Annotated in this window: 13 protein-coding genes; 11 read left to right on the top strand and 2 right to left on the bottom strand. The window is 61.4% G+C overall.

The annotated features are described in order from the left end of the window. Positions 1-40 precede the first annotated feature (40 nt). A complete protein-coding gene (locus PS14A_RS22745; protein ID WP_130911382.1) occupies positions 41-1,027 on the bottom strand; it encodes an alpha/beta hydrolase family protein in 987 nt (328 codons plus the stop codon). 74 nt (positions 1,028-1,101) lie between these two features. Between PS14A_RS22745 and PS14A_RS22740 the strand changes: the two genes are divergently transcribed. The 10 genes from PS14A_RS22740 to trpE all read left to right on the top strand — a co-directional run bounded on the left by PS14A_RS22740 (position 1,102) and on the right by trpE (position 13,741). Then, complete coding sequence (locus PS14A_RS22740; protein WP_212617270.1) at positions 1,102-3,498, top strand: sensor histidine kinase; 2,397 nt, start codon at positions 1,102-1,104, stop codon at positions 3,496-3,498. Positions 3,499-3,612: 114 nt separating this feature from the next. Continuing rightward, positions 3,613-4,242, top strand: coding sequence for a response regulator transcription factor (locus tag PS14A_RS22735; RefSeq protein WP_130911380.1), 630 nt, complete (start codon positions 3,613-3,615; stop codon positions 4,240-4,242). Between the two features lie 337 nt (positions 4,243-4,579). After that, complete coding sequence (locus PS14A_RS22730; protein ID WP_130911379.1) at positions 4,580-5,704, top strand: ABC transporter ATP-binding protein; 1,125 nt, start codon at positions 4,580-4,582, stop codon at positions 5,702-5,704. Positions 5,705-5,752: 48 nt separating this feature from the next. Then, positions 5,753-6,796 carry an ABC transporter substrate-binding protein gene (locus PS14A_RS22725; RefSeq protein WP_016772907.1) on the top strand — a complete coding sequence of 348 codons (1,044 nt, stop codon included), beginning with the start codon at positions 5,753-5,755 and terminating at the stop codon, positions 6,794-6,796. Positions 6,797-7,073: 277 nt separating this feature from the next. Next, positions 7,074-8,321 carry an ABC transporter permease gene (locus tag PS14A_RS22720; protein ID WP_016772908.1) on the top strand — a complete coding sequence of 416 codons (1,248 nt, stop codon included), beginning with the start codon at positions 7,074-7,076 and terminating at the stop codon, positions 8,319-8,321. 12 nt (positions 8,322-8,333) lie between these two features. Continuing rightward, the gene (locus tag PS14A_RS22715) at positions 8,334-9,158 is read left to right on the top strand and encodes an ABC transporter permease (RefSeq protein WP_093097808.1); all 825 of its coding nucleotides are present in this window, start codon (positions 8,334-8,336) and stop codon (positions 9,156-9,158) included. Positions 9,159-9,436: 278 nt separating this feature from the next. Next, on the top strand, positions 9,437-10,585 hold the full coding sequence (locus PS14A_RS22710) for an iron-containing alcohol dehydrogenase (RefSeq protein WP_212617269.1): 1,149 nt from the start codon (positions 9,437-9,439) through the stop codon (positions 10,583-10,585). A 114-nt stretch (positions 10,586-10,699) separates the two neighbouring features. Continuing rightward, positions 10,700-11,374, top strand: coding sequence for a ribulose-phosphate 3-epimerase (rpe, locus tag PS14A_RS22705; RefSeq protein WP_212617268.1), 675 nt, complete (start codon positions 10,700-10,702; stop codon positions 11,372-11,374). After that, positions 11,371-12,189, top strand: coding sequence for a phosphoglycolate phosphatase (locus PS14A_RS22700; RefSeq protein WP_122612452.1), 819 nt, complete (start codon positions 11,371-11,373; stop codon positions 12,187-12,189). The genes rpe and PS14A_RS22700 overlap by 4 nt, the downstream gene beginning before the upstream one ends. 70 nt (positions 12,190-12,259) lie before the next feature. Then, entirely contained in the window at positions 12,260-13,741 is a 1,482-nt protein-coding gene (trpE, locus tag PS14A_RS22695; RefSeq protein ID WP_122612453.1) for an anthranilate synthase component I, read from the top strand. A 173-nt stretch (positions 13,742-13,914) separates the two neighbouring features. On the opposite strand, the gene estP is transcribed toward trpE, so the two are convergent. After that, on the bottom strand, positions 13,915-15,822 hold the full coding sequence (gene estP / locus PS14A_RS22690; RefSeq protein ID WP_016772913.1) for an esterase EstP: 1,908 nt from the start codon (positions 15,820-15,822) through the stop codon (positions 13,915-13,917). A 407-nt stretch (positions 15,823-16,229) separates the two neighbouring features. On the opposite strand from estP, the gene PS14A_RS22685 reads away from it, so the two are divergent. Next, positions 16,230-16,823: an aminodeoxychorismate/anthranilate synthase component II gene (locus PS14A_RS22685; protein WP_041476683.1), complete on the top strand. Its 594-nt coding sequence runs from the start codon at positions 16,230-16,232 to the stop codon at positions 16,821-16,823.

The following is a 16,823-nucleotide window of genomic DNA, read 5'->3' as shown; positions in this document are numbered from 1 at the left end:
AGCGAGCCTGCTCGCGAATAGGGGCGACTCGGTGTAACAGTCAGTCAACAGCTTGAGGATTCAACCAGCCCCGCACCCGCCGAAACAATTGCTCCTGCTCAGCCTTTTTGTCCGGCAACACCTTCAGCGCCACCTGGCTGAATGCCGAGGTCTTCAGGCGCTTGCTCGCCTGCATGCGCTCCAGCGCTGCGTTGCGATCCAGCGCTTTGTCCATGTAGAAAATATCCACCGTCGGCAGCTTCAGCGTCGGTGTCAGTTCGGCGAGTGGCGGCAGGGCTTTGGCCGGTGCTTGCGCATCGACCATCACCAGTTTTTCCACCTGCGGTGTCTGCCGCTCGCTGAGAAAGCGCGCCGCCCAATAGGCGCCGGTGCCATGCCCGAGCACGACGATGCTGCGCGCGCTCTGCTGTTCGGCGTAGGCAATCGCTGCGTCGATGCGCCCGAAGATGCGATCGGCATCGGCTTTGGCTTGTTCTTCGCTGGTCTCGGCGACCACCTGTTCGGCAACTTCCGCTTCACCGCCTGCGGCTTGCTCGATCGGTTGCGCGGTGGCGGCATCCTTGCTTGCGGTTTCCGGGGCTTTCGGCGCGGCGGCCGGTTCGATTACGCGCGGAGCAATGGCGTCGCCTTGCAGATCCGGCAGGGTGATACTCAGGCTGCTCCACTCGACGTCCGGCAATTTGCGTCGCAACGGGCCGACTGCCTGCGGCCAGTCAGCGGTTTCGCCGGCACCGGGAACGATGATCACCGCACCTTTGGGTTCGGCGCTGTTGGCCGGTTTCCACAGGGCGAGGAAAGTGTCGCTGCCAGCCTGCAGTTGTTGCTGCTCTTGCGCCGGCAGTTTACGTTGCAGTGCGGCGGCCTCTTCCTGACTACGCTCAAGCAGTGGCTGGCGCTCGGCCGGTTTTTCTTCGGCGGGTTTATCCGTGGCGGCAGGCGCAGGGTCGGCGGCTTCGACGGAAAACGCACAAGGCAGGATCAGCGACAGGCACAATGCTGGCAGTGCCAGGCGGTAGACAAAGGGCATCGGTTATTCCAGGCCAGAAAAGTATCCCGGCAGCCTAATGGGTTGGTCAGAATTTGTCAGTGTATGAGACTTCAATGAAGCGATTTTGCTGCCTGTGGGTTATCGGCTGTTTGTGGTTTCCCTTGATGGGCTGGGCGGCGCCTGCGCCCCTGGCACATGCCGCGCAATTGTCGCCAGAGCAGCAGCAATGGTTGGCGCAGCACACTGAATTGCGTGTTGGCCTGGTGTTGCAGGCGCCCTACGCGACCTACGATCGGCGCCTGCAGCGATTGTCCGGGGCCAATGTCGAGTTGATGAAACTGCTGGCCAAAACCCTCGGCGTGGAACTGAGCTGGCGCAACTTTCAGGATCTGGGGGCATTGGAAACCGCTTTGCGCGAGGGCGAGATCGACATCGCCCCGGGCCTGAGTCAGACTCCCAGCGCGCTGCGCCTCTGGCAGTTTTCCGACCCGTACATGCGCGTGCCGCAACTGGTGGTCAGCGACCAGAAAAGCAGTGGCGCGGTCGATCTGGAAAAACTCGACAGCCAGACCCGCGTCGCCGTGCGCATGCCGAGCAGCACCGCCGATTACCTGCGCAGCAACTATCCGCACTTGAATCTGCAAGGCGTACCGCTGGAGCGTCAGGCATTGCAACTGCTGTTGAGTCAGCAAGCCTCCTACGCGGTGGTCGACGAAGCGCAGTTGGGGCGCCTGTCGGTGGAGCCGGAGTTTGCCGAACTGGTGGTGGTCGGCGATATCGGCCTGCCGCAACTGCTGCGCGTGGCCTCGCGGCGCGATTGGCCGGAACTGGCCGGCATCGTCCAGAGCGCCTTGCGCGCGATCCCGGCCAAGGATCTGGAACAATTGCACAACCAATGGCTGCAGCCGAAATACCCACGGCTGACCGAGTCGCCGGGGTTCTGGCAGAACCTCAGCCTGTTGTTCGCGGTGATGCTGCTCAGTTGCGCGGCAATCGTGGTCTGGCAGCGGCGCCAACAGCACAGTCTCGAACAACGCTTGCTCAGCGCCCGCGAGGACATTGCGTTGCGCGCGGCCAGTGAAGAAGCACTGCGCCTGACGCAGTTTTCCATCGACCAAAGCACCGTCGGCATTCTCTGGGTCAATTGGGACAGCCATGTGCGCTACGCCAACCGCGCGGCGGAAAACATGCTCGGCTATCCCTCGGGCGGGCTGATCGAGCGGCCGCTGATCGATTTCGAGCCCGGCCTGCACATGGATCGCTGGCTCAATCTGTGGAAGCGTGCACGGGCCAGTGAAGAAGGGCCGCTGAGCTTCGAAACCAGCTGCCTGCGCGCCGATGGCAGCGTATTGCCGGCCGACGTTTCCCTGAGCTTCCTGCGTTTTCGCGACAGTGAATATCTGGTTGTCTACCTCACCGATGTCACCGACCGCCGCCGCGCGCTCGCCGCTTTGCAGGAAAGCGAGGCGCGCCTGCAAGGCATCGCCGCCAACGTCCCGGGTCTGGTGTTCAGGCTGGAGCGGGCGCCGGTTACCGGGCAGATCGACTTTGCCTACATCAGCGAGGGCAGCGAAAGTCTGGTCGGTTATGCGCCGGCAGCCATCGCCCATCGCGACATGGGCCTGCGCAGTCTGGTGCATCCCGACGACAAGGCCAGTTATCACCGCACCCAGGATCAGGCGCTGGATACCGACAGCGACTGGTCGTGGCAGGGCCGCATCGTCACGCGCCAGGGGGAGCAGCGTTGGGCCGAGATCAAGGCGATCACCCGCAAACTGGAGGATGGCGCCTACGTGTGGGACGGCATCGTTTGGGACATCAGTGAAAGCAAGCGCATCGAGCTGGAACTGGCAGCCTCGCGCGAGCAACTGCGTGAACTGTCGGCGCACCTGGAGAGCGTGCGCGAAGAAGAGAAGGCGCGCATCGCCCGGGAAGTCCATGATGAGTTGGGACAGATGCTCACCGTACTGAAACTGGAGACATCGATGTGCGAATTGGCCTACGCGCAACTCGATCCGGGACTCAACGAGCGGCTCAACAGCATGAAACGCCTGATCGCGCAGTTGTTCCAACTGGTGCGCGATGTGGCGACGGCATTGCGCCCGCCGATTCTCGATGCCGGGATTGCCTCGGCGATCGAGTGGCAGGCTCGGCGTTTCGAGGCGCGCACACAGATACCGTGTCTGGTGCAGGTGCCGGACAACCTGCCGGCACTCAGTGACGCCAAGGCGGTGGGGCTGTTCCGGATTTTGCAGGAGGCGCTGACCAACGTGATGCGCCATGCTCAGGCGCATACGGTGGAGTTGACGCTGGAGCTTGCGGGCGATGAATTGTGTCTGACCGTCAGCGATGATGGCGTAGGATTTGTCGCCGCTGAAGGTCGGCCGACGTCGTTTGGCCTGGTCGGCATGCGTGAGCGGGTGCTGATCATGGGCGGGCGGCTGGAGCTGGTGAGTGAGCCGGGGGAGGGCACCAGTCTTGAGGTGTGGGTGCCGGTGAGTGAGGTCTGAAGTTCTGTGTTGTGAGTGCGGACGCCTTCGCGAGCAGGCTCGCTCCCACAGGGAGAATGCATTCCAGGGTGGGAGCGAGCCTGCTCGCGAAATATTTTGGCTGAGGAGAAAAACTTGATCCGTGTACTGGTAGCCGAAGACCACACCATCGTCCGCGAGGGCATCAAGCAATTGATCGGCCTGGCCAAGGATCTGCAAGTCGTGGGGGAGGCGAGCAATGGCGAGCAACTGCTCGAAACCCTGCGCAGCGTGCCGTGCGAAGTGGTGTTGCTGGACATCTCCATGCCCGGCGTCAATGGCCTGGAAGCGATCCCGCGCATTCGGGCGCTGAACAATCCGCCGGCGATTCTGGTGCTGTCGATGCACGACGAAGCGCAAATGGCCGCGCGCGCGTTGAAGGTCGGCGCGGCCGGGTATGCGACCAAGGACAGCGATCCGGCGCTGCTGCTCACAGCAATCCGCAAAGTCGCCGCGGGCGGGCGCTACATTGACCCGGAACTGGCTGACCGAATGGTATTCGAAGTTGGCCTGACCGATACCCGGCCGCTGCATTCACTTTTGTCAGAACGCGAATTCTCGGTGTTCGAACGCCTGGCCCAAGGCGCGAACGTCAACGACATCGCCCTGCAACTGGCCCTGAGCAGCAAGACCATCAGCACCCACAAGGCGCGGCTGATGCAGAAGCTCAACATCACCTCGCTGGCGGAGCTGGTCAAATACGCGATGGAGCACAAACTCCTCTGAACCCGCCCCGCACCTGTAGGAGCTGCCGAAGGCTGCGATCTTTTGATCTTATAAACAGCAAGGTCAAAAGATCGTCCGATCGCGGCCCGAGCCTTCGGCAGCTCCTACATGAGACCGCGTTGGCATATCTGTTAGCGACAAACGCTTTTGCCCTTGCTCGCGGCTTGCAGCCCACCGCTCACCACTGCTTTATCCATTAGCGCCATCCTTGTAGGGCAATCCCTACACCCAACCTTCCATTGCGCTTAAGCGATTCTCTCCTGCGCCCCGATTTGCGTGGCCGCCGCCAGCCACTAGGCTTGATGAACAAGCAGTCATCAACAACAAAGGTGTGGGTATGAGCCAGGTCGATTCAAACGCAGGGGCCGGTGATGTGCTGGTCAGCTTTCGTGGTGTGCAGAAGAGCTACGACGGCGAGAACCTGATCGTCAAAGACCTCAACCTGGACATTCGCAAAGGCGAATTCCTCACATTGCTCGGGCCGTCCGGTTCCGGCAAGACCACCAGCCTGATGATGCTCGCCGGTTTCGAAACGCCGACCGCCGGCGAGATTCTGCTGGCCGGGCGTTCGATCAACAACGTGCCGCCGCACAAGCGTGACATAGGCATGGTGTTCCAGAACTACGCGCTGTTCCCGCACATGACCGTCGCCGAAAACCTCGCCTTTCCGTTGACCGTGCGCGGCTTGAACAAAAGCGACGTCAGCGAGCGGGTGAAGAAAGTCCTCAGCATGGTTCAGCTCGACGCCTTCGCTTCGCGCTATCCGGCGCAGTTGTCCGGTGGTCAGCAGCAACGTGTGGCACTGGCCCGCGCGCTGGTGTTCGAGCCGCAACTGGTGCTGATGGACGAACCGCTGGGCGCCCTCGACAAACAACTGCGTGAACACATGCAGATGGAGATCAAGCACCTGCACCAGCGCCTCGGCGTGACCGTGGTCTACGTGACCCACGACCAGGGCGAAGCACTGACCATGTCCGATCGCGTGGCGGTGTTCCATCAAGGTGAGATCCAGCAGATCGCGCCACCGCGCACGCTCTACGAAGAACCGAAAAACACCTTCGTAGCCAACTTCATTGGCGAGAACAACCGTCTCAACGGCCGCCTGCTCAGCCAGAGTGGCGAGCGCTGCGTGGTCGAGTTGGGGCGTGGCGAAAAGGTCGAGGCGCTGGCCGTCAACGTTGGCCAGACCGGCGAACCGGTAACCCTGTCGATCCGTCCGGAGCGCGTCAGCCTCAACGGTTCGAGCGATCAATGCGTCAACCGCTTCTCAGGGAGGGTGGCGGAATTCATCTATCTGGGCGACCACGTCCGGGTGCGCCTGGAAGTCTGCGGCAAGACCGACTTCTTCGTGAAACAACCGATTGCCGAGCTCGATCCCGCGCTCGCTGTCGGCGACGTGGTTCCGCTTGGCTGGCAGGTCGAGCACGTTCGTGCGCTCGATCCGCTTTTAGAGGCGCACTAAGCGCCCCGGCAATACCAACACCAACCCTGCACGTGGAGAGAACAATAAATGTTGAGATCCCTGAAGTTCACCGCCCTGACTCTGGGCCTGATGGGTGCGACCGGCGCAATGGCCGCCGGCCCGGACTTGACCGTGGTGTCGTTTGGCGGGGCGAACAAGGCGGCGCAAGTCAAAGCCTTCTATGCACCGTGGGAAGCGGCGGGTAACGGCAAGATCGTTGCCGGGGAATACAACGGCGAGATGGCCAAGGTCAAAGCCATGGTCGACACCAAGAGTGTGTCGTGGGATCTGGTCGAAGTTGAATCGCCGGAGCTGTCCCGTGGTTGCGACGAAGACATGTTCGAGCAACTCGACCCGGCGCTGTTCGGCAAAACCGAAGACTACGTCAAAGGCGCCATTCAGCCGTGCGGCGTAGGTTTCTTCGTCTGGTCGACCGTACTGGCTTACAACGCTGACAAGCTGAAAACCGCACCGACCAGTTGGGCGGATTTCTGGGACACGAAGAAATTCCCGGGCAAGCGCGGCCTGCGCAAAGGCGCCAAGTACACCCTCGAATTCGCTTTGATGGCCGACGGTGTTGCGCCGAAAGACGTCTACAAAGAGCTGGCGAGCAAGGGCGGCCAGGATCGCGCGTTCAAGAAACTCGATGAGCTCAAGCCAAGCATTCAGTGGTGGGAAGCCGGTGCACAACCGCCGCAATACCTCGCTTCCGGCGACGTGGTGATGAGTTCGGCCTACAACGGTCGCATCGCGGCGGTGCAGAAAGAATCCAATCTGAAAGTGGTGTGGAACGGCGGCATCTACGACTTCGACGCGTGGGCCATCCCGAAAGGCCTGGACGCCAAGCGCGCCGAAGCGGCGAAGAAATTCATTGCCTTCTCGGTGCAGCCACAGCAGCAGAAGACCTACTCGGAAAACATCGCCTACGGCCCGGCCAACACCCAAGCCGTACCGTTGCTGGCCAAGGATGTCCTGAAAGACATGCCGACCACCCCGGAAAACATCGCCAACCAGGTGCAGATCGACGTCAGCTTCTGGGCTGATAACGGCGAGCAACTGGAACAGCGCTTCAATTCCTGGGCGGCGAAATAACCACTGTTTTACCTGTATGGAGATGGCAAGGGCGCTTTTGTGGCGAGGGGATTTATCCCCGTTGGGTTGCGAAGCAGCCCCGAAGCCATACCCCCTCGGTGGTTCAGATAAACCGCATTCTCAGGTTTTACGACTGCTGCGCAGCCGAACGGGGATAAATCCCCTCGCCACAAAGGTTCGCTGCCACAGGAAGGCTCGCTCCCACAGGTAGCAGTGTTTCAACGCAACAGAGGTGGTTCGCCACCTCTGTAACGATCAAAGATTTGCGGAGTACGTCATGGCCATCGCCGTTCCCCTGAACGAGGGCGCCAGCCCCACCTTGAAGCAGAAGCTCAAGCACGCCGAGCGGGTCAACCGCTGGAAGGCCCAGGCGCTGATTGCGCCGCTGGTGCTGTTTCTGCTGCTGGTGTTTCTGGTGCCCATCGTGGCGCTGCTCTATAAAAGCGTCGGCAACCCGGAAGTGGTTGGCGGCATGCCGCGCACTGTCACTGCCATCGCCAGTTGGGACGGCCGTGGTCTGCCCGCCGAGCCGGTGTACAAGGCTGCCAGCGAAGACCTCGCCGAAGCCCGCAAAAACCAGACGCTGGGCGATCTGTCCAAGCGCTTGAACATGGAGTTGGCCGGCTACCGCAGCCTGCTGACCAAAACCGCCCGGGCGCTGCCGTTCGCCAGCGAACCGGCTTCTTATAAAGAAGCGCTGGAAGCGCTAGACGAACGCTGGGGCGACCCGGCTTATTGGCAAGCGGTGAAACGCAACACCAGCAGCATCACTCCGTATTACCTGCTGGCGGCGGTCGATCACCGTATCGATGATCTCGGCGAACTGGCCCCGGCCACCCCGGATCAAGCGATCTACCTCGACATCTTCGCCCGCACGTTCTGGATGGGCCTGGTAATCACCGTGATCTGCCTGTTGCTCGCTTATCCATTGGCTTATCTGCTGGCGAACCTGCCTTCGCGGCAGAGCAACCTGCTTATGATTCTGGTGCTGTTGCCATTCTGGACCTCGATTCTGGTGCGGGTCGCAGCGTGGATCGTGCTGCTGCAGTCCGGCGGTCTGATCAACAGTGCGCTGCTGGCCATGGGCATCATCGATAAACCGCTGGAACTGGTGTTCAACCGCACCGGCGTATACATCTCGATGGTGCACATTCTGCTGCCGTTCATGATTCTGCCGATCTACAGCGTGATGAAAGGCATCTCGCCCACCTACATGCGCGCGGCAATTTCCCTCGGCTGTCATCCGTTCGCCAGCTTCTGGCGGGTGTACTTCCCGCAGACCTACGCTGGTGTCGGCGCCGGCTGCCTGTTGGTGTTCATCCTTGCGATTGGCTACTACATCACCCCGGCGCTGCTCGGCAGCCCGAACGACCAAATGGTCAGTTACTTCGTCGCCTTCTACACCAACACCAGCATCAACTGGGGCATGGCCACTGCACTCGGCGGGCTGCTGTTGCTGGCGACCGTGGTGCTTTATCTGATCTACAGCTGGCTGGTCGGCGCCAGTCGCCTGCGCCTGAGCTAAGGGGAATTTGCGATGCTGAGTCCTTACATGTCGCCCATCGAACGGGTGTGGTTCTACAGCCTGCGGATCCTCTGCGGCCTGATCCTGTTGTTCCTGATCCTGCCGGTACTGGTGATCGTGCCGCTGTCGTTCAACTCGGGAAGTTTTCTGGTTTATCCGCTGCAAGGTTTCTCACTGCAGTGGTACCACGACTTCTTCGCCTCGGCGGAATGGATGCGCGCGCTGAAGAACAGCATCATCGTCGCCCCGGCCGCGACCGTGCTGGCGATGATCTTCGGCACGCTGGCGGCGATCGGCCTGACCCGCGGCGACTTCCCCGGCAAGTCGCTGGTGATGGCGCTGGTGATCTCGCCGATGGTGGTGCCGGTGGTGATTATCGGCGTGGCGAGTTATCTGTTCTTCGCGCCGCTGGGGCTGGGTAACAGCTTCTTCTCGCTGATCGTCGTGCATGCGGTATTGGGTGTGCCGTTTGTGATCATCACCGTGTCGGCGACGTTGCAGGGGTTTAATCACAACCTGGTGCGTGCTGCTGCGAGTCTCGGTGCATCGCCGCTGACTGCATTCCGCCGGGTGACCTTGCCGCTGATTGCGCCGGGAGTGATTTCCGGGGCGCTGTTTGCCTTTGCCACTTCTTTCGATGAAGTGGTGGTGACGCTGTTTCTTGCCGGGCCCGAGCAGGCGACATTGCCTCGGCAGATGTTCAGCGGGATTCGCGAGAACCTGAGCCCGACGATCGCGGCTGCGGCTACTTTGCTGATTGCTTTCTCGGTGATCCTGCTGCTGACCCTGGAATGGCTACGTGGCCGCAGCGAAAAACTGCGGACTGCTCAGGTTTAAGGGCCAGATCAAAAGCTTACCCCCTCACCCCAGCCCTCTCCCCCAGGGGGGCGAGGGGGAAAGGGAGCAGAACGTTGGGCTTTTCAAAGCCTGAGTTCGACTTGGTATCGCAAGTCGGTGTACTTCTCCCAAACAACTCGGTCAGTCCCCTCTCCCTTTGGGAGAGGGCTAGGGTGAGGGGCTTTTGCTTTTGGTCATTCATGACCTGAATAGCAGACAACCCCAAATCCCCAGCTAATCTTGTGCCCAGCTCCCACATCTATAAGAGGCTGCGCACCATGAGTCTGTCCCAGTTCAAAATCGCTCACAAACTGATCACCGGCGCCGCAGCCATCGAGCAACTGGCCGCTGAACTCACCCGTCTGGACATCGATAATCCGCTGATCGTCACCGACGCCGCGCTGGTCAAGTCCGGTACTGTCGAGCTGGCGCTGGTGCAACTCGGCGGGCGCGAATACGAGATTTTCGACCGTGTGCTGCCCGACCCGGAAATCGCCATCGTCGAGGACTGCATGCGCGCCTATCGCGAAGGCGGGCATGACGGTTTGATCGGCCTCGGGGGCGGCAGCGCCATCGATATTGCCAAAAGTGTCGCCGCCTACGCCGGTTACCACGGCGCGCTGGAAGATCTGTTCGGTGTCGATCAGGTGCCGCGCAAAGGCCCGCCGCTGATCGCCATTCCGACCACCGCCGGCACTGGCTCTGAAGTCACCAATGTGGCGATCCTCTCGGACAAGGTCGCGCAGTTGAAGAAAGGCATCGTCAGCGACTATCTGTTGCCCGATGTGGCGCTGGTCAGTCCGCAAATGACCCTGACCTGCCCGCGCAGCGTCACCGCCGCCAGTGGTGTCGATGCACTGGTGCACGCCATCGAATCCTATCTGTCGGTGAACGCCTCGCCGATCACCGACTCCCTCGCCATTGGCGCGATCAAGCTGATCGCCAGCGCCCTGCCCAAGGCCTACGCCAACGGCGCCAACCTGCAAGCGCGCGAAGACATGGCCACCGCCAGCCTGATGGCCGGCATGGCGTTCGGCAATGCCGGGGTCGGTGCGGTGCATGCGCTGGCGTACCCGCTGGGTGGGCGCTTCAACATTGCCCACGGCGTCAGCAACGCTTTGCTGCTGCCCTATGTGATGACCTGGAACAAAATGGCCTGCGTCGAACGCATGCAGGATATTGCCGAAGCCATGGGCGTGAAGACCGCGCATCTGAGCGCCAGCGAAGCTGCGGACAAAGCCGTGCAGGCCATGACCGAGTTATGCGCGGCCGTGGAAATCCCTGCCGGGCTGCGCAGTTTCGGCGTGCCGGAGGAAGCGATCCCGGCGATGGCGGTGGAGGCCGCCGGCATCGAGCGCTTGATGCGCAACAACCCGCGCAAACTCAGCCCCGGCGACATCGAGAAGATCTACCGCGCGGCTTACTGAGGCGCGGTCGCTGAGGGCTCATGGCACAACCCAATCATCGCGGTCCCGGTGCGCGCGTGGAAACTTGAGGTATACAATGCGCGCCATCGTGATTTAGCTCAGCACAGGTGCGTCATGCAGCCCTTCGTAATTGCTCCGTCGATCCTCTCCGCCGACTTCGCCCGCCTCGGCGAGGAAGTGGACAACGTTATCGCCGCCGGCGCCGACTTCGTCCACTTCGATGTCATGGACAACCACTACGTACCGAACCTGACGATCGGCCCGATGGTCTGCGCGGCACTGCGCAAGTATGGCGTCACCGCGCCGATCGACGCGCACCTGATGGTCAGCCCGGTGGACCGCATCGTCGGCGACTTCATCGAAGCCGGCGCGACCTACATTACCTTCCACCCGGAAGCCACGCTGCACGTCGATCGCTCGCTGCAACTGATCCGCGAAGGCGGGTGCAAGTCCGGTCTGGTGTTCAATCCGGCGACTCCGCTGGACGTGCTCAAGTACGTGATCGACAAGGTCGACATGGTCCTGCTGATGAGCGTCAACCCGGGCTTCGGCGGGCAGAAGTTCATTCCCGGCACCCTCGACAAACTGCGTGAAGCGCGGGCGATCATCGACGCCTCGGGCCGCGACATCCGCCTGGAAATCGACGGCGGCGTCAACGTCAACAATATCCGCGAAATTGCCGCTGCTGGTGCTGACACCTTCGTCGCCGGCTCGGCCATTTTCAACGCGCCGAACTATCAGGAAGTCATCGACAAGATGCGTTCCGAACTGGCACTGGCACGCCCATGAGCGGTTTTGAGCAGTTGTTCCCGGGGCAGCTGCCACGGTTGGTGATGTTCGATCTGGATGGCACGCTGATCGATTCGGTTCCCGACCTGGCAGCGGCGGTGGACACCATGCTGCTCTCCCTCGGCCGTCCGCCGGCAGGTATCGAAGCGGTGCGCGAATGGGTCGGCAATGGCGCGCCGGTGCTGGTGCGTCGGGCCTTGGCGGGTGGTATCGATGACTCGGCAGTGGACGACGCTGAAGCCGAGCGCGCACTGGAGATTTTCATGGAGGCTTACGGCGCCAGCCATGAGCTGACCGTGGTCTATCCCGGTGTGCGCGACACGCTCAAGTGGCTGCACAAGCAAGGCGTGGCCATGGCGCTGATCACCAACAAGCCCGAGCGCTTCGTCGCGCCTCTGCTCGATCAGATGAAGATCGGCCGCTACTTCAAGTGGATCATCGGCGGCGATACCCTGCCGCAGAAGAAGCCTGACCCGGCGGCGCTGTTTTTCGTGATGAAAATGGCCAACATTCCGGCCTCGCAATCGTTGTTCGTCGGCGACTCGCGCAGCGATGTGCAGGCGGCGAAAGCAGCGGGGGTCAAGTGTGTCGCGCTGAGTTATGGCTACAACCATGGCCGGCCGATTGCCGAGGAATCCCCGGCACTGGTGATCGACGATTTGCGCAAACTAATTCCCGGTTGCCTGGATCTGGCCGGTGGGATAACGTTGCCCGACGCTGTTCAACCCCCTTCTGGAAACGCCATCGTGGTGGTCACCCGCAAACTCTGGATGAAAGTCATCAAGGCCCTGGCCCGCTGGCGTTGGCGCGCCTGACTGATTCTGGCCGGCCGTGCCGGCGCGTTTGCATACCTGACTGATTGCACCTCACACCACGAGGCACCTTATGAATCGCGAAGAATTCCTGCGTCTGGCCGCTGACGGCTATAACCGCATCCCGCTGGCCTGCGAAACCCTGGCCGACTTCGACACGCCGCTGTCGATCTACCTGAAACTGGCCGATCAGCCCAACTCCTACCTGCTCGAATCGGTGCAGGGCGGCGAGAAATGGGGCCGTTATTCAATCATCGGCTTGCCGTGCCGCACCGTGCTGCGGGTTCATGATCATCACGTCAGCATCACCGTCGATGGCGTCGAGACCGAAAGCCATGACGTCGAAGACCCGCTGGCCTTCGTGGAAACCTTCAAAGCGCGCTACAACGTGCCGACCATCGCCGGCCTGCCGCGCTTCAACGGTGGACTGGTCGGTTACTTCGGTTACGACTGTGTGCGCTATGTCGAGAAGCGTCTGGGCAAATGCCCGAACCCGGATCCGCTGGGCGTGCCGGACATTCTGCTGATGGTTTCCGACGCCGTTGTGGTGTTCGACAACCTGGCCGGCAAGATGCACGCGATCGTCCTCGCCGACCCTGCGCAGGCCGATGCCTTCGAGCAAGGCCAGGCGCGGTTGCAGGAACTGCTCGAGCAACTGCGTCAGCCGATCACCCCGCGTCGTGGCCTGGATTTCAGCAAACAGCAATCGGCCGATCCGGTATTTCGTTCCAGTTTCACCCAGGACGATTACGAAAAAGCCGTCGACACCATCAAGGAATACATCCTCGCCGGCGACTGCATGCAGGTGGTGCCGTCGCAGCGCATGTCGATCGACTTCAAGGCTGCGCCGATCGATCTGTATCGCGCGCTGCGTTGCTTCAACCCGACGCCGTACATGTACTTCTTCAACTTCGGCGATTTCCACGTCGTCGGCAGTTCGCCGGAAGTGCTGGTGCGCGTCGAAGACAACCTGATCACCGTGCGCCCGATTGCCGGCACGCGCCCACGCGGCGCCACCGAAGAAGCCGATGTGGCGCTGGAGCAGGATCTGCTTTCGGATGACAAGGAGATCGCCGAGCACTTGATGCTGATCGATCTGGGCCGCAACGATACCGGGCGCGTTTCGGAAATCGGTTCGGTGAAGCTCACCGAGAAAATGGTCATCGAACGTTATTCCAACGTGATGCACATCGTTTCCAACGTCACCGGCCAGTTGAAGTCTGGCCTGACCGCGATGGACGCACTGCGGGCGATTCTGCCGGCGGGTACCTTGTCGGGCGCACCGAAGATTCGCGCGATGGAAATCATCGACGAACTCGAGCCGGTCAAGCGTGGTGTGTACGGCGGCGCGGTCGGTTACTTCGCCTGGAACGGCAACATGGACACCGCCATTGCCATTCGCACGGCGGTGATCAAGAACGGCGAGCTGCACGTGCAGGCCGGCGGCGGCATCGTCGCCGACTCGGTGCCGGCGCTGGAATGGGAAGAAACCCTGAACAAACGCCGTGCGATGTTCCGCGCCGTGGCCCTGGCCGAGCAGACCCCGGACGCCTGAGCCACGCAATTTCCCGTGTGGGAGCGAGCCTGCTCGCGAACAGGGTGTGTCAGTCACCGTTGATGCTGACTGACCCAGCGCTTTCGCGAGCCGGCTCGCTCCCACATTGGGTTTTGTGTTGAGGCATAAAAAAAGCGGCGCCCTGACAGGCGCCGCTTTTTTGCATCTACGACTCAGAAATCCAGCACAACCCCGACATTCAGGCCCTGCTGCTTGAAGTCATCATCCTTGCGGAAGGTATAACCCCCACGCAGCGCCAGATCCGCCGTCAGCTTGTGACTGACACCCAGGCTCAAGCGGTTCAGGTGACTTGCCGGTGTGTAGCCTTCAAGGGTGAAGTCATTGGCCGGCAGGGTGTTGAGTGCGATGTTGACCTTCTGCACGTCATCTTCGTACTCACGCTCGTGGGCGTATTCGCCGTACACCTGGGTTTGCGCGGTGAAGTTGTACTTGCCCTGGATGCCCAGGCCGAGTCGTTTCGAATCGCGGCTCTGGTCATCGAAGGTCAGCGCCGTGGCGCGGTTGCTCTTTTCCGAGTAACCGTCGACATCGACACTGGCGTAATCGGCGCTGACGAACGGCGACAGGTGCCATTGGCTGCCCGGTTGCGCAATGTCATAGCCCAGGCGCGTGCTGAACGCCCACAGGCTGCCGTCGGTATCGCCTTTCTCCGCGCCCTCGCTGGCGCCGAGGTCGAACTTGCGCTTGAGGTTGTCGTAGTCGAGTTTGCCGCCGGTCAGCGCCGCGTCGGCCCACCAGCGGTTCTGCTGGAACTGGGCAAACGCGGTGGCCATGTAGCTGTTGAGCTTGTAGTCGGAATCGTTGTGCCCGGCCTCGAGATTCTGTCGATACAAACCGGCCGCCACGCCCACGCGCCAGGCTTCGTTCAGGCGATAGCTGCCGCCGACGTTGAGGTTGTAACCGCTGCCATCGGCGCTGGCGCCGCTGCTTTGGCTGTCGACATCCAGATGCTGTCCGCCGGCCGAGACAATCGCACGCCATTGGCCGACCGCTTGCCAGTTCTCCCAGTCCGCCTGCCATTGGTTGCGCAATTCATCCTGATGCGCACGCACGGTGCCGTGGGCCATTTCAGGTAGCAGGCTCAGTTCCCATGGCGCTGCCAGCAACGAATAGGCGTAATCGGCGATCAGTTTTTGCCCGGATTCGGTCGGGTGTACGCCATCGTTGTAGATCAGTTTGGTCGGATCCGGCGTGGCGCTGTTGATCCCGTAGCGGGCGTTTTCCGTGCAGCTATTGCCACTGAAGCAGGTCGCGGTGAGGTTCTGGTCGGTAGCCAGGCCAAAGCGCCCCGGGTCGGCGAAGACTTCCGAGAGCAGCACCGGAATGTTCAGCGGAATGACTTCGGCGTTGATGCCTTGCAGGCGCGTCACCAACTGACTGTTGAACTGGTTGGCGAGGGTGCTGCTGAACGCTTGCAGCGGCGTGCCGTTCAGAGCAGGTGTCAGGCCCACGTCGGGCAGCAGCCAGACCATCACGTATTTGGCGCCGGCGGTCTGCAGGGTTTGCACGCTATCGGCCAGCCGATCGGCTGCGGCGTTGGCCTGGGGCAGGCTGAGAATGCGGCCCTGGAGGAAGTCGTTGCCGCCACCGGAAATGTAATACAGCGCGTTCGGGTCGGCGCGGAAGCCGTTCGACGGCAGGTATCCGGCGCGGGTGCGTTCGCCGGTGGCCGATTGGGTGGTGATCGAGTCGAGAATCTGGTCGGTGCGATAACCACCGACCGCCCAGTTGTTGCCGTCGGGCTGGCCGTTTTCCGCGCGCACTGCGGAGCTGGAAGAGGCTGTCTGGTCGGGCGAAAAGCCTAGGCGGCCGCCGAGCAACTGGGTGGAATTCAATGAAAAAACTTCGCCGCTGCCATCCTGATACACCGGCCCGGTACGGTTGGTGTAACGCTCGGTGGAGCCCGCCGGGCCGCCGGTGTCGGCGAAGGTGCCGGCATCGTTGAGGCTGTCGCCGAACACAATGAAACTGGAATAAGGATTGGGCGCTGCATTGGCCTGGGCGCAAGCGAGTGCGAGCAAGCAGCTGGCCAGCGGTACAAACAACGTCTGTCTGATCATGAGCAAGTCCGTTTATTTATTGTTGTAGGTGAACGAAACGACAGTACCAAAAACGTTCGGCATTTTGCCATCGGTCGTGAATCCCTCTGCCGTTTTATAACGCGCAGGCCCCGCCATATTGCACGCTCCGCCCAGCTAAGTTACTGTGCCGGAACGTATGAACGAGACCTTCCCCGTGTTGATCACCAGCAAACTTCTGGATCAAGTCATCAAGGCACACGCCCGCTGGCGTTGGCGCGCCTGAATCTTCTCTGCCGGCTCCGCCGGATCTGTATCGCTTTGCCTTCCTTGTCTGTTTGAAATGCCGCTGTGCTGGCGCCCTGTGCGCGTCCGACATCGCGCAGCGCCCTGCGGGCAAGTCATCTGAAGGCTGTCATCAAGTCAGAATTCAAGAGGTTCGAAACGCCATGTTGCTGATGATCGACAACTACGACTCCTTTACCTACAACGTTGTGCAATACCTCGGCGAGCTGGGTGCCGAGGTCAAAGTGGTGCGCAACGACGAACTGACCATCGCCGAAATCGAAGCGCTGAATCCCGAGCGCATCGTGGTTTCCCCGGGGCCGTGCACGCCCACCGAGGCGGGCGTTTCCATTGATGCGATCAAGCACTTCGCCGGCAAGCTGCCGATCCTCGGCGTTTGCCTCGGCCACCAGTCCATCGGCCAGGCCTTCGGCGGGGATGTGGTGCGTGCCCGCCAGGTCATGCACGGTAAGACTAGCCCGGTATTCCACGAGGACAAGGGCGTGTTCGCCGGCCTCAATCATCCGCTCACCGTTACCCGTTATCACTCGCTGATCGTCAAGCACGACAGCCTGCCCGATTGCCTCGAGCTGACCGCGTGGACCCAGCACGACGACGGCTCGGTCGACGAGATCATGGGGCTGCGTCACAAGACCCTGAACATCGAGGGCGTACAGTTCCACCCCGAGTCGATCCTCACCGAGCAGGGTCATGAACTGTTTGCCAATTTCCTCAAACAAACCGGCGGCACGCGCTAA

Origin of the sequence: Pseudomonas sp. 14A (genome assembly GCF_018132745.1) — a bacterium.
Lineage (GTDB): Bacteria > Pseudomonadota > Gammaproteobacteria > Pseudomonadales > Pseudomonadaceae > Aquipseudomonas > Aquipseudomonas mercuritolerans.
The sequence above is the reverse complement of the archived record's forward strand: the minus strand, read 5'-3'. Positions and strand labels throughout refer to the sequence as shown.

Bases quoted from the DNA above. Each gene is read 5' to 3' on its own strand.
- PS14A_RS22745 (WP_130911382.1), bottom strand. From the start codon at position 1,027: ATGCCCTTTGTCTACCGCCTGGCACTGCCAGCATTGTGCCTGTCGCTG.
- PS14A_RS22740 (WP_212617270.1), top strand. From the start codon at position 1,102: ATGAAGCGATTTTGCTGCCTGTGGGTTATCGGCTGTTTGTGGTTTCCC.
- PS14A_RS22730 (WP_130911379.1), top strand. From the start codon at position 4,580: ATGAGCCAGGTCGATTCAAACGCAGGGGCCGGTGATGTGCTGGTCAGC.
- PS14A_RS22725 (WP_016772907.1), top strand. From the start codon at position 5,753: ATGTTGAGATCCCTGAAGTTCACCGCCCTGACTCTGGGCCTGATGGGT.
- PS14A_RS22720 (WP_016772908.1), top strand. From the start codon at position 7,074: ATGGCCATCGCCGTTCCCCTGAACGAGGGCGCCAGCCCCACCTTGAAG.
- PS14A_RS22715 (WP_093097808.1), top strand. From the start codon at position 8,334: ATGCTGAGTCCTTACATGTCGCCCATCGAACGGGTGTGGTTCTACAGC.
- PS14A_RS22710 (WP_212617269.1), top strand. From the start codon at position 9,437: ATGAGTCTGTCCCAGTTCAAAATCGCTCACAAACTGATCACCGGCGCC.
- rpe (WP_212617268.1), top strand. From the start codon at position 10,700: ATGCAGCCCTTCGTAATTGCTCCGTCGATCCTCTCCGCCGACTTCGCC.
- PS14A_RS22700 (WP_122612452.1), top strand. From the start codon at position 11,371: ATGAGCGGTTTTGAGCAGTTGTTCCCGGGGCAGCTGCCACGGTTGGTG.
- trpE (WP_122612453.1), top strand. From the start codon at position 12,260: ATGAATCGCGAAGAATTCCTGCGTCTGGCCGCTGACGGCTATAACCGC.
- estP (WP_016772913.1), bottom strand. From the start codon at position 15,822: ATGATCAGACAGACGTTGTTTGTACCGCTGGCCAGCTGCTTGCTCGCA.
- PS14A_RS22685 (WP_041476683.1), top strand. From the start codon at position 16,230: ATGTTGCTGATGATCGACAACTACGACTCCTTTACCTACAACGTTGTG.